The sequence below is a fragment of the Sinorhizobium sp. RAC02 genome (assembly GCF_001713395.1).
Lineage (GTDB): Bacteria > Pseudomonadota > Alphaproteobacteria > Rhizobiales > Rhizobiaceae > Shinella.
In genome coordinates, this window is record NZ_CP016452.1 from 528,108 (window position 1) to 541,136 (window position 13,029).

The 13,029-nt window shown below is 57.8% G+C and carries 9 protein-coding genes and 2 pseudogenes; 8 read left to right on the forward strand and 3 right to left on the reverse strand.

Annotated elements, in window-relative coordinates; genetic code table 11:
• The first annotated feature begins 243 nt into the window (after window positions 1-243).
• The 6 genes and pseudogenes from BSY16_RS23640 to BSY16_RS23655 all read left to right on the forward strand — a co-directional run bounded on the left by BSY16_RS23640 (window position 244) and on the right by BSY16_RS23655 (window position 6,762).
• Window positions 244-4,635: a hypothetical protein gene (locus BSY16_RS23640; protein WP_171902477.1), complete on the forward strand. Its 4,392-nt coding sequence runs from the start codon at window positions 244-246 to the stop codon at window positions 4,633-4,635.
• Between the two features lie 111 nt (window positions 4,636-4,746).
• On the forward strand, window positions 4,747-4,911 hold the full coding sequence (locus BSY16_RS31665; protein ID WP_083243092.1) for a hypothetical protein: 165 nt from the start codon (window positions 4,747-4,749) through the stop codon (window positions 4,909-4,911).
• A 33-nt stretch (window positions 4,912-4,944) separates the two neighbouring features.
• A pseudogene (locus BSY16_RS33305) lies at window positions 4,945-5,007 on the forward strand (hypothetical protein); the annotation flags it as partial.
• Window positions 4,980-5,156 (forward strand): annotated as a pseudogene (locus BSY16_RS23645) (putative oxygenase MesX); the annotation flags it as partial. The pseudogenes BSY16_RS33305 and BSY16_RS23645, both read left to right, overlap by 28 nt.
• 27 nt (window positions 5,157-5,183) lie before the next feature.
• The gene (locus tag BSY16_RS23650; protein ID WP_069062278.1) at window positions 5,184-6,212 is read left to right on the forward strand and encodes a methionine synthase; all 1,029 of its coding nucleotides are present in this window, start codon (window positions 5,184-5,186) and stop codon (window positions 6,210-6,212) included.
• Window positions 6,213-6,237: 25 nt separating this feature from the next.
• Entirely contained in the window at window positions 6,238-6,762 is a 525-nt protein-coding gene (locus tag BSY16_RS23655) for a flavin reductase (RefSeq protein ID WP_069062279.1), read from the forward strand.
• 602 nt (window positions 6,763-7,364) lie between these two features.
• Here BSY16_RS23655 and BSY16_RS23665 read toward each other — a convergent pair.
• Complete coding sequence (locus BSY16_RS23665; RefSeq protein ID WP_069062281.1) at window positions 7,365-8,267, reverse strand: LysR family transcriptional regulator; 903 nt, start codon at window positions 8,265-8,267, stop codon at window positions 7,365-7,367.
• A gap of 135 nt (window positions 8,268-8,402) precedes the next feature.
• Here BSY16_RS23665 and BSY16_RS23670 point away from each other — a divergent pair, with 135 nt between their 5' ends.
• Both BSY16_RS23670 and BSY16_RS23675 read left to right on the forward strand, forming a co-directional pair.
• Window positions 8,403-10,130 carry an amidohydrolase family protein gene (locus tag BSY16_RS23670; protein WP_150130123.1) on the forward strand — a complete coding sequence of 576 codons (1,728 nt, stop codon included), beginning with the start codon at window positions 8,403-8,405 and terminating at the stop codon, window positions 10,128-10,130.
• Between the two features lie 151 nt (window positions 10,131-10,281).
• A complete protein-coding gene (locus tag BSY16_RS23675; RefSeq protein WP_069062283.1) occupies window positions 10,282-10,992 on the forward strand; it encodes a YczE/YyaS/YitT family protein in 711 nt (236 codons plus the stop codon).
• 133 nt (window positions 10,993-11,125) lie between these two features.
• Here the strand turns inward: BSY16_RS23675 and BSY16_RS23680 are convergent, their stop codons facing one another.
• Entirely contained in the window at window positions 11,126-12,046 is a 921-nt protein-coding gene (locus BSY16_RS23680; RefSeq protein ID WP_069062284.1) for a LysR substrate-binding domain-containing protein, read from the reverse strand.
• Between the two features lie 31 nt (window positions 12,047-12,077).
• Window positions 12,078-12,986, reverse strand: a complete 909-nt coding sequence (locus tag BSY16_RS23685; RefSeq protein WP_069062285.1) for a LysR substrate-binding domain-containing protein — start codon at window positions 12,984-12,986, stop codon at window positions 12,078-12,080.
• Between the last annotated feature and the right edge of the window lie 43 nt (window positions 12,987-13,029).

Below are 13,029 nucleotides of genomic sequence, written 5' to 3' on the forward strand. Positions count from 1 at the left end.
GATAACAAATTCGTTCTATTCTGTAAGTGAACATCATAACGGTAGATTTGCATCATTGTATTTCAGCTTTAGGCAAACATTTTTTCCTGCATGGCAAACCGTCGTGCGCCGTGAATACAAGGTAATTGGCTTGCTGGAAGTTGGGGCCGAGATCCCCTTTGAGGGGGATATTGACGAAAGCGAGCGCTGCTCAACTGTAAGGTAAGTGCCAAAATGGCTGAATCAATATACTATGATATAGTGATGGCGCAAATCATGGCGCTGGGAGTTTCTGACAGAACGTTACAGTTGGAGAAGGTGTACTCATGGCATGGAGCTACCGCCAATTCCTACGCCCATACAATGACATCGGCCGCGCTGGCTGCGGAGTTTGGGGGATTAAGGGCGAAACTTCTCGGTAACGCGCGGGAGATTGTATTTGGTGGAAGCCTGGATTCAACATACGCTGATCTTTATAACAACGCAGTTGGCGTAAAAATAGCAAAATACGCTCGGGAAAATGGCATAGATTCATCTTCCATGGATTTCGAGCGTCTAGTTGTTGGCGCCGTCAACGGCGGTGAAACTATTGTTCATCGAAATGGCAAGCTATATTTGGGCGACAGAGAGGTTCGCCCGCCAAAGGAATTTACGGGGCACCCTGGTACGTTTAGTGAGGAACATGTCAGTTGGCAGCGGGATGCCCGGCAAGAACCCAGAAATCTGCCGCCTCAGTTCTGCTTTCCAGCAGGTACAAAAATTCTGCTTGCTGATAGAAGTGAAAAAAACATTGAGCAGATATCGCCTGGGGATGAGGTCATGGCCTTCACGGGCGCCTCTTCTGGCTTCCCCGGCAATTTGAGTCCTTCCTGTGTCTCGCGTCTTTTCCGCAATGTCACGCAGGAGTGGCTAAAACTCACGACATGGCCAGCCAGCTCCGCGGACGCTGATTCAGCCTTTCGGCTTATTCCAGCCTGCCGTGATAACTTCGTTGATAGAAATGCGGTGTACGTCACTCCCGGACATGAATTCCTGAATGAGCAAGGACGATTTGAAGCAATTGAAAGTGTCGTCAAGCGCGGCGGCATGATCGTTTCCGAGAGCGGGGACATGGCGTGCGTAAAGGCCGAGCGGCTGACCTATTCGGAAGAAACCGCTCACATGTTCGAGGTGGCTGAAGCCGCTTGGAAACCAGCGGCTGGCAATTTCGCCTGCTCGCCTGAAATCAAAAGCGGATGGCTGACGTATAATTTCGAAGTTGAAGTCTATCACACCTATGTTGCCAACGGATGGCGCGTGCACAATGACAGTCAGTTCTATATAGACACTGTCGGCGCGATGGGGCAGGCATTCGGCACTCAGCTCGGCTTGATGCTGAGCGCTGATAAAAGCCAATTTGCGCAGCTTGCAGCAGGCACGGCACTTGGTGTCGTCACGCGCAATCTTGCTGAAGTGATCATGGACGCCGGCTTTCATGGATTCACCGGCGAGCAGCTCGATTTCGGCAAATCGCTCAGTACCGCTGTTCGGCAGCTGGATGATGTCAAAATCGATCTGGCAACGGCGGCGGCGGGGACCGTGTCATCGTTCCTTCTGGCGGAACTCGGGGAGTCCCTCGGGCTCAAGGGCTTTGGTGCGGACCTCTTCAACGTCACGGCTGGCGCTTATGCTGGAAGCGTGCTGAACACGGCAGCTGTCAATATCGCGGCGAACAAGGCGATTCTCTCAGGCGCGGACTTTAGCAATGCGCTGAGCGTGCTGCCCGGGGCCATCGGCACATTCTTCGGGTCCTCATTGGCCGGCAAAATTCTCCCCGCTGAATCCATCGAAGGGTCTGTTGGCGGCTCCCTGGGCTCGATCGCGGGGTCGGCACTTGGCTCCTCCGCCCTCGTTGGTGCGCTGGGCCAGTCGCTCGGGTTGTTTGGCAATTTTCTACTGCCCGGTGTCGGCGCATTCTTCGGGACACTGATCGGCACATTTCTTGGAAATCTCTTCGGAGACAAGCCGGATCCCCACGCCGCCATCGACCTCTTCTTCACAACGGGGCTGTCAGGCGACCGGGGCGGGCTTCTTGAGCTCATAACCCAGTATGAGTCCGTGGACGGCTTCCCGCACAAGGCAACCATCGCCTGGGCTGATGCCGTTCATAAGGCCAGCTTGACCTATCTTCAGACGGTCGGCGGTTTCGATCTGGCGAATGCGCTCATCAGTGGCCTGAATATCTCGGACGCCGTTGTCGATAAGTACGGGCTTCATAGCGGCGCACTCGTTCGCGTCCTGCAGCAAATGCGGATCGACGTCGATGGAAAGAACAAGATGACGTTCTTCGTCAACGACAAGCAGGTTTCGAACGCCGAGGAAATGGTGGACGGCGCGATTGCCGGTTTCATAAAAGACACGCAGGTGATCGGAGGTGATCTGCTTCTCAAGCGCGCTGCCGCCACCTCTTCCGCTAGGGACACACCAACGCTCTCCGGCGATATGGCTGTTGCCGAACAATACGCAGAATATCTGAACGAGCGGGACGTCATCAATGCGCTTATAACCGGCGCGCCAAATACGGTCTTTGCTGCTGGATGGGCGATCAGTCTCGCACAGGCCGGTGCGCTGAATCTCGCCAAGACGAGCATGTCAGACTTCCACGGCGGGCTGTCCGGCTTCCTTGCCTCGCTGGCTCATGCCGGCGTCAGTGTGGATGCTTCTGATGTCTCTCTTGCGCAGAATACCAAGACGAAAACGGTGACGATCGACATCAGACTGGATGCCGGCATTGATGTTCCCGGCGCCATCGATGTGTTTGCCGACACGGTTCAGGTTCTCGATACATCCGGTGGCAAAACGCTGCGGCTGACCTTCGACAGCTTTATGAAGAATGCGGGCTATAAACTCGTGACCGGCACATCTGCTCCCTCGGATGCTCTGACCGCCGTAACCGGGGAAAGCAAAGGGCGTGACATCTGGTTTGCACCCGGTACCGCCAGCTACGTGTTCCAGGATAGTGGTACGCGCATCATATCTGTTCACAAAGGAGAAGTGATCAGTAGCGACGATATCGTGGTCGGCGGCGTTGGGGCTGACCGTTTGTCCGGCGCGGAAGGGTGGGACTTCCTCATCGGTGGCAAGGGCAACGACATGCTCGACGGTGGCAGCGAGGCCGATACGCTTTTGGGCGGCGACGGAAATGATACCCTTAAAGGCGGCATGGACCTCGACTATCTCGAAGGTGGAGCGGGTGCGGACAGGCTGATCGGTGGTGACTACGATCTGGATTGGGATACGGCCGGTTATGCCGCCTCCAATGCAGCGGTCACCATCAACCTGAAAGAAAGTACCGCATCGGGTGGCCATGCAGCAGGAGATACTTTCTCCGGAATCGTGAATCTGGTTGGCTCCAGATACAATGACAGATTGATCGGAAATCACTATCGCAACTCTCTTGAAGGCGGCCCGGGCGCCGACGTTTTGGACGGCGGTGTGAATGCTTCCGCTGATACTTACGATCTTGCGTCGTATTTCAGGGCCGGCAAGGCGGTTGTTGCATCACTCAGTAACCCAAAAATCAATACGGGCGAAGCCGCGGGAGACAAATACGTCAACATACGAGGGCTCGAAGGATCGGCATTCGGCGACGTTCTCTACGGGGACGCCAAAAGTAACGTTCTGTGGGGGCACGGGGGCAATGACATCCTCGTCGTCGGAGAGGGCGCAGACTTTGCCTATGGCGCCTTCGGCTTCGACGTCATGAGCTATCGCGACCTGACAAGCGCCATTACGCTCAATCTAGAAAAGTGGACGTCAAGCAGCACCGTTGTGAAGGACGATTCCGGCGTTGGCGTGGAGGGTTTCGAGGCGACGGACCATAACGACGCCATAATCGGTCGCAGCACGGACGGCGAAGGCGGTGCTTCGAGGAATGATGTCGTTTTTGGTCTTGGCGGCAATGACACCATCCAGACCGGCGCTGGCAATGATCTGCTTGATGGCGGAGCCGGCAACGACGCCCTGAACGGCGGAGCCGGTGTGGACACGATGCGCGGCGGTGCGGGTAACGACACCTACTACGTGGACAACGCCGGAGACGTCGTTGATGAAGGCGCGAGCGGTTCGACAGGAACGGACACCGTGCGCTCCTCCATCAGCTATAGCCTGGTCTCCTCTAAAACATTGCTTGGCACCGTCGAAAGTCTGATCTTGACCGGAACCGGCAGCATCAAGGGGACTGGCAATGCAGGCAACAATGCTCTTCTCGGCAATAGCGGAAACAACGTTCTGAATGGTGGGGCAGGCAATGATACGCTGAACGGCGGGTTGGGCAAGGACATGCTGATCGGCGGTTCCGGCCAAGATACGTTCGTTTTCGACACTGCACTCCGCTCAACCGACATCGACACCATTGGTGATTTCATCGTTAAGGACGATTCGATCTGGCTCGATGACGACATCTTCAGTAAGGCCGGCAAAGTTGGCGACCTGGCAGTTGATGCCTTCTATGTTGGCGCCCGGGCGCATGATGAATCCGACCGCGTCATTTTCGACAAGAAGACCGGCAAGCTCTGGTACGATGCAGACGGTTCAGGGAAGGGCGGCGCAATCCAGTTTGCACTACTGGACAAGGGATTGGTCGTCACAGCAGCGGATTTCGACATCATTGGATAGAACGGAGTTGGTACCTATCCGGCTTCGCTTTCAATTAACCACTTCGTCTGCCGGCTATTGCGCCGTGTGAATCTGCTGTGATTCTGTCTGTGACGCCGAATCACAACGAGCATGGCAAACCTTCTTGATACGATCAAGACGCCGGAGGGTGCTGAGGTTTCCGTCGATTACAAGCCGTCGACGACCTGGGACAACCCCTACATGCCGTTCGCGCTTCCGACGGTGACGACGGTAAAGGTGAATGACGGGCGGGGAGATTGGGCGACCACCGGCTAGAGCTATGCCCAGGGCTACTATCACCCGCCACGGCGCAAGTTCCTGGGCTTTGGAACGGTGATGCCGCGGCGGGCGCCTGCTATCAGCCGAGCCTGAAGCACCAGGACTACTCGTTGACCCGGATTGTCTACGACCGAGCAGAACGTAGCCGGCTGGCGATTGAGCAGGGGAAGTTCGCCGAGGAGCACTTCATCAAACCGTACGGGGCCATTCTTGAGCAATGGTCTGCCAATCACGTTCTCTGACGAACCGGAAACACGAGGTCGCCTATCATGAAAACACTGTTGCCCACGTCAACCGCCGGCAGCCTGCCCAAACCCTCGTGGCTTGCAGAGCCTGAAAAGCTTTGGTCGCCGTGGAAGCTGCAGGACGAGGCACTGATCGAGGGAAAGCAGGATGCTTTGCGTTTGTCGTTGGATGATCAGCGGCAGGCGGGCATCGATATCGTCAGCGATGGCGAGCAAACGCGCCAGCATTTCGTCACGACGTTCATCGAACACCTCGACGGGGTCGATTTTGAAAAACGCGAGACCGTCAGAATCCGGGATCGTTACGATGCGAGCGTCCCCACCGTCGTCGGCGCTGTGTCTCGACAGAAGCCGGTTTTTGTCGAAGACGCCAAATTCCTACGTCGGCAGACCAAGCAGCCCATCAAGTGGGCACTGCCGGGCCCCATGACAATGATCGATACGCTCTTTGACAGCCACTACAAGAGCCGCGAAAAACTGGCCTGGGAATTCGCTAAGATCCTCAATGAAGAGGCGAGAGAGCTGGAAGCTGCCGGCGTAGATATCATCCAGTTCGATGAGCCCGCTTTCAACGTCTTCTTTGATGACGTGAATGACTGGGGCGTCGCAACGCTGGAGAAAGCGATCGAGGGCCTCAAATGCGAGACCGCTGTCCATATCTGCTACGGCTACGGTATCAAGGCCAATACGGATTGGAAAAAGACCCTGGGGGCCGAGTGGCGGCAATATGAGGAATCGTTCCCCAAACTGCAGAAATCCAGCATCGGCATGATTTCTCTGGAATGCCATAACTCGCATGTTCCGATGGATCTCATCGAGCTTGTTCGCGGCAAGAAGGTGATGGTCGGGGCCATCGACGTGGCAAGCAATACCATTGAAACCCCGGAGGAGGTGGCCGCTACCCTGCGAAAGGCACTGCAGTTTGTCGACGCCGACAAGCTTTGCCCCTGCACAAACTGCGGGATGGCACCCCTGTCTAGCCGGGTGGCAAGAGGCAAGCTGAATGCTTTGGCCGCAGGCGCGGAAATCGTCCGAAAAGAACTATTGGCCTAATGCTGGCTGAGCAGAGGAGGCCGACATGAACATGGTGAGGCACGGCTTTGACATCGTGGAGAAGGCCACGTTTCGCAACTGCATGTCGCGTCTCGGCTCTGCGGTAAACGTCGTCACCACCAGATACGGCGGCGAGCGTTATGGCTTCACCGCTTCGGCCGTCTGCAGCGTCAGCGACACGCCGGCAACGCTTCTCGTCTGCATCAACCGTGTGAGCTCGTGTTTTCATGCCTTTGAGAACACGCGCCATTTCTGCGTCAACACGCTGATGCCGGGCCAGGAGGACATTTCGAATGTCTTTGGCGGAAAGACACCGACGGAGGATCGATTCACGCTTGGCGAATGGAGAGAAGACTTAACGGGTGTTCCAATCCTGGTGAACGCCTCGGTCAGCTTCGAATGCGAGTTGACCAATGAAGTTGACGAGGCAACCCATCGGGTTCTCTTCGGGCGCGCGATCAATGTCCGCGAGAACGAGGAGGATGGAACGCTGCTCTATTGCATGCGTCGCTATCTCAACGGGTACGCCGGGCCGCGCAGGGCCGGTTGACGTTTCCGCTTCGAGATGGTCAAATTACAGGAAGTAATTGAAATTGCACGATAACCAGTCGTACTTGTCCGAGGCCGCAGGTTCGCTTCCGTTCAAGGCGAAGTATGCCGCATCGATGCTTTACTAGGAGAGAGGGTCAACGCATTCAATCGGGCGGACAAATTGCTGGCGATCTCAAATCAAGCCTAACGCGCATAGTCTCGTAGCCAATTCTCAGTGACGTCGTCCATGCTCCTCTGCTTCATCACCGAAGCCAGGTGGTTTTGTTTTTACCCAACTGACGATCTTCTGAATTGCGGGGACCTCGAGAATAGCTGAGATCGTGGAGAACTTCTTTGCCAACTGGGTGTCCGTGAAGGCTGCATGTATGTGGCTGTGGCATATCCGTTGCAAAGGCATTTTGATCTTGCCACCCTTACTCCTGGGAACAAGGTGGCGGTCGTCGATCTGGTCGTTAGGTACCACCAGCCACACCGGTGAAACAACGAATTGATCGGCATGTTAATCTCCCCAGAGCGGAGTCATCTTTCCGCGCAGAAAGTGGTCAAACTTCACTGTTCAATCACATGACAGGCCGACGTACATAACAGTCCGCCGTTTTTCTATTCAACGACGGCTCGGACCGTACGGACAAGCTCCTCGGCGAACATCGTAGCGGCGAGACCTCGGCTTCTTTTTTCGCGTTGAACAAGGGAGAGGGTATTTTTACCGAAGGTGCGATCGCGTATCGGCACGTAGGTCAGCACACCGTTGCGCTGCTCCTCAGCGACATCGAACTTGCTTAGGAAGGCAATGCCGTCGCCAGCGGCGGCAAGGCATTTCATCGCCTCGATGGAGTTCGTAAGGAAGGCGGGTTCCACCGAAAGGCCCGCCTCGACGAACGCATCGGCGACGATGCTGTGGATCAGCATAGATTTTTCCGCGAAGATCAGCGGGTAGGGTTCGCAGAACGACAGCGGCAGCGTGTCCATGCCCGCGAGCGGATGCTCGGGCGAGACGACGGCGCCAAGGCGCGTGTCCATTTTCCACAGCGTTTCGAGTTGGGGTGTTGCCGGCAGGTTGAAGGCAAGGCCAAGGTCGGCCTCGCCGTCGAGCACCGCCTGCACGATGTCGCGCACGAACATAACCCGGATGGAAATCTTCAGCCGTGGGTGTCGGGCGCAGAAACTCGCCGCCGCCTTCGGCACGATGCCGCCGGCAAGGCCGTTCATGGTGGCGATGATCACCTCACCGCTCTGCAAGGTCTTGATATCGCGAATATCAGCCTCGACCTGGCTGTATTCCTTGATCGTGCGGCGGACATGGGTGACGAGGATCTCACCGGCCGGTGTCAGGCGCAGGCCGCGCGGCAGACGCTCGAACAGCGGCTCGCCGATCGCCTCCTCCAGTTGCAACACATGCTTGTTGATGGCCGACGGCGCCACGTGCAGCCGCTCGCCGGCAGCGCGGATCGAGCCCGAGCGCGCGACCTCGTCGATGTAGCGCAATACGCGTGAATGCAACATTTACCCCCCTCAGGCGCTCTCGAAAAGCGTACACTATGCGCAGAAAATACCGCTTTTCGGAAGCGGTGCAATCCCGTCTTATGACCTCGGAAAACGCGGGGCAGAAAGCCAGCGAGACTGACGTGGAGGAATGCCGTGAATACAGTGGAAGCCGCTCACTACGACAAGGTGCGCGCGATCTTCGCCATCCTGAACGGCGAGGGCGAAGCCGATCTTCTCTTGAAGAACCTAAACATCCTCGATGTTCACGGCGAGACCGTGTATCAGGGTTCGATCCTCGTCTACGACAAACGCATCATTGCGCTCAATCCGGACGAGAGCGTGCTGAAGGTGAAGGAGGTTTTCGACGGCAAGGGCCTTTATGCCATTCCTGGCCTGATCGACGCCCATATCCACTTCGAATCCCAGCTTGCCCACCCCACGGCGCTCGCCGAAGCGATGGTGCCTTGCGGCACGACGACGATCTATTCCGAATGCCTCGATCTTTTGAGCGCGGCGGGAGAGGAGGGCGTGCAGGCAGCGGAAAGCCTGTTCAAGGAATACGAGAGGCTGCCCTATCGTCTCTACGCCTTCGCGCCCGGCAAGAAGACGGCGGCGTCCGTCACCGAAGCGGTGCTGAAGATGGAGCCGGTGATCGGTCTCGGTGAGTTCGAACACTTCACCTATTCCTCCGGCAATGACGACGATTTCCGGAAGGCGGCCTGGCTGCGCGCCAAGGGCGGCTTCATGAACGGCCATTGGGGCGTCACCGCGCTGTCCGACATGATCCTCAACTACCTGCCGGCCATCGGCTGCTCCAACAACCACGACGTCTGGAACGAGAAGGACATCGAGAAGAGCATCCGCTACGGCTTCCCGACGCATATCAAGTTCGGTGTCGGCAGTGCGGAAGTGATCAAGGTGCTGCTGCGCGCCATCGTGGATCGCAAATGGCCGACCGACAACTTCATGCTCTGCACGGACAACATCTCCGTCGAGCGCCTGCTGACCATGGGCCACATGGACTGGATCATCTCGCTGTGCGCCGAGATGGGCATCAACCCGATCCATGCCATCAAGATGGCGACGTATAACACGGCGCGCTCCTTCCACATGGAAGACAAGATCGGCTCGCTGACGCCCGGCCGCTTCGCCGATATCGTGCTGACCGACAGCCTGTCGAAGATCAATCCGCTCTATGTCTTCAAGGATGGCGAGCTGGTCGCGAAGGACCGCAAGCTACTGAAGAATGCCGAGATCGACTATTCCGGCATGTGCAAGAAGGGCGTTCCCGGCCTTGCCGACCTCACGGCCAAGCAGCTCGACATCGTGCCGCTGGAAATCTCCGAGGATGGCAGCAAGGCCAAGGTCTATCTCTTCGACGTCTACGGTCGCGGCCACGCGAAGTTCTACCAGGAGGTCTGGGTGCCGCTGAAGGACGGCAAGGTCGTGCCGGAATGGGATGGCGTCAAGTACAGCCGCCTCTCGGTTATCCAGCGCTACGCCGATGGCACGCGCCATGTGGTGAACGGCCTGTTCAAGGGTGTCTCGATCGATCGGGGCGCGGTCGCGACCTTCTGGCCGGCGCCGAAACCTTACTTCGTCGTGGTTGGGGAAGACAGCGCGGAAATGTGCCATTGCGTCAAGCAGGTGGACACCTATGCCGGCGCCTGCATCGTCACGGAGAACAGGACGGAGAAGGCGGTGATGCCGCTCGATATCTATGGCGTCATGGCGAACATGACCGTCTCCGAGCTGATGACTGCCGCCAGCGCCATCGATGCCGCCCTGGAAGACTTGGGCAATCGCAATGAGGGCGAGCCGGTCGTCAACAAGCTGCTTAGCCTGTTCATCTCGCTGCACCGGTTCCGATTGATGCGCTGACGAGAACACCCGGCAGGCGCTTCGGTGCCTGCCGGGCACGAAAGTCGCGGATTGACGGGAAGGTGGAGTTCCCCGACATCCGCGGAAACGAAAATTTAGCGCGGAAGGCCGGGATAACGGGAGGCCCCGTGCAACACCTCGGGAGGAAACCATGGCACACACTGCGGCGGAAGCCGAAATCGTCGATACCGGCAGCCTTACCCGGCGCTGGATCATCTATGTACTGGGAATCTACATCCTGACCTTCGGCGTCAGCCTGGCGATCCGTGCGGGCGTCGGTATTTCGCCGCAGAGCAGCCTGACGCGCACCATGACGCTGGTCTACACGCCGCTCAGCCAGGGGACGTACAATTTCATCCTCGAACTGATCATGCTGTTCCTGACCTATCTGGTGCTGCCGAAGGACTTCAAATTCAAGAACTTCGCGTCGCTGATCCCGGCCTTCGTGCTGGCGGTGTTCCTGGATTTCAACCTCAAGCTCACCGAGTTCATCGTGCTGGAGGAATATTCGCTACGGGTCGCCTTGCTGGTCTTCGCCGATGCGGCGCTTGCCTTCGGTCTCTTCCTGATGATCCGCGCCAACCTCGTGCTGATGCCGATCGACATGTTTGTCAACACGATCTTCAAGCGCACCGGCTGGAAGTGGGGCAACATCAAGACTGGCTTCGACTGCACGCTGCTGGTCACCTCCGCCCTGGTCGGTCTGGCCTTCCTGGCCGAGATCAAGTTCATCCGCGAGGGCACGATCATCAACGCCATCCTGATCGGACAGTACATCAAGCTCTACTTCTTCCTGTTCAAGAAATGGAACGCGAGGAAGGCGGCGCCCGCAGCGGGCACGCTGGAGACCGCCGCGAAGTAAAGATCATCAATCGGACCGAGGCCAGGGCGCCCTGAAAGGGCGCCCTTATGCGTAGCCGTACATCGAGTCATAGCACTTTCAATGCCTTAGTATATCCAAGGTGCAGGACCGCGGTTTATATCCTTTCAAGAGCTCAGCCACTATTGTGTGGCTCAGCGTGTGGTCCTACCGGAGATGCCGCTTGTTCTATGAGCCAGTTGATGAAGGAGCTGACCGAAGCGGTTTCGCGTTTCGCATCGGGGCAGATGCAATAGTAATTGTGGACTGCGGGCACACTTAGGCGCAACGGCTGCACCAGCCGACCTTCGTCTAGATCGCGCGCGGAAACGACTTCATCGCTGAGGGCCACACCAAAGCCATCCCGGGCGGCTTGGAGCACGATGCCGAAGTCGTCGAAGTGCACGTCGGACTCACCCGCATAGGGAATGCCGGCTTCGGCCTGCCAGCGGCGCCACTGCGAGCCGTCATCCTCGTGAAGCAGCCGGTGATAGGCGAGGTCGGAGGGGTGGCGGATGGCGTTCGGCCCCCGCAGGAGCTGCGGACTGCAGACCGGCGTCATATGGATGCCGTGCAGCAGGCGCCACCAGAAGCCTGGCCACGGTGGCACGCCATAGACGATAGCTACATCCGTCTTGCGCCAGTCGACACCGTGGAAATGGCTGGAGGTGAGTACCTTCAACTGGAAATTCGGACTTTCCGCCATGAAGGTGAAGAGCCGGGTGGCAAGCCAAGCGACGCCGTGCACCTGCGGGATGGAAATGGTCAGGGCCTGCATTGCAGTGCCATGTTTGTGCGCCGAGAGTTGGCGCACGCCGGTGTGAATCGCTTCCATGGCGCTTGCCACCGAGCGCTGGAGCTGGCTTCCGCTTGGAGTCAAAGCCAGTTGCCGGCCGCGTTTTTGAAAGAGGTCGACGCCGAGCGTCACCTGAAGCGTGCGAATCTGCTGGCTGATGGCCCCTGGCGTCACATGCAGTTCCGCCGCCGCCGCACTGACATTGCCAAGCCGCGCGACACTTTCGAAGACTCGAAAAGCATGAAGGGGTGGTAGCGCCATCGATCTCTTCCCTCAATTGACGTTCAATGGATCAGGCATTCTGGTCGCGTCCCGGGCGCAGCTGCTCGATCACCCGATCGGCCAGGGAGCGCAGAACGGGGTCGTTTGCGCGATCGACCGGGCAGACGATGTAATATTCCCGCGCCGCATTGATCGTGGTTGAAAACGGTTGGATGAGCCGCCCTTCGCTCAGATAGTTTCTCGTCAGCACATCCGAGACCAGCGCCACGCCGCGGCCCTGAACGGCGGAGGCGATCGCCTGGGCCACCGAATTCACCCGGACTCGGGTATTGCCTTCAAGGCCGATGCGAGCGGCAATGGACCATTTTGCCCATTCTCCGCCGTCGTCTTCATGCAGCAGCGTGACCGAGCTCAGCTTTCTGTCGCGATTGCGCAGGTCGAGCCGCGGGAAGAGCGTCGGCGAGCACACGGCACAGAGCCGGACTTCGCTGAGCGACCGCCAGTATTTTCCGCTGAAGGGCGGATTGTCGTAGACGATTGCCAGGTCGTTGTCGTCCCAATCCACCTCCGCGGCGGTAATCGCCTCATTGATGGTGAGGTTGGAAAGGCCGTGCGATTGCGCGAAATCGACGATCGTTGCGGTCAGCCAGGCGATCCCGAGCGCAGTCGGCACGGAAACCGACAGCGATGCGGGCTGGTCGCCGGAGGTTAATTTCCGCGACGCCCGCGTCGCCGTATCGAGTTGTCCGAGGGATAGGGCGACGGTCTGCGAGAAATTCCTGCCCGCTTGGGTAAGGGCGACATTTCGGCCCGACTTCTGGAACAGGACAATGCCTGTCGCATCGCTCAGCTTCTTGAGTTGCAACGAAATCGCGCTTGGGCTGAGGTTCAATTCCTCCGCCGCATGCCGCACGCCGCCGAGACGCGCGGTCGCTTCGAATGCCGGAAGATATTGCAGGTAGGGCGGAAGACGGCTCATCTGGATACTCAGTAATCGTTTAGCTTTATAGAACGATATTGGT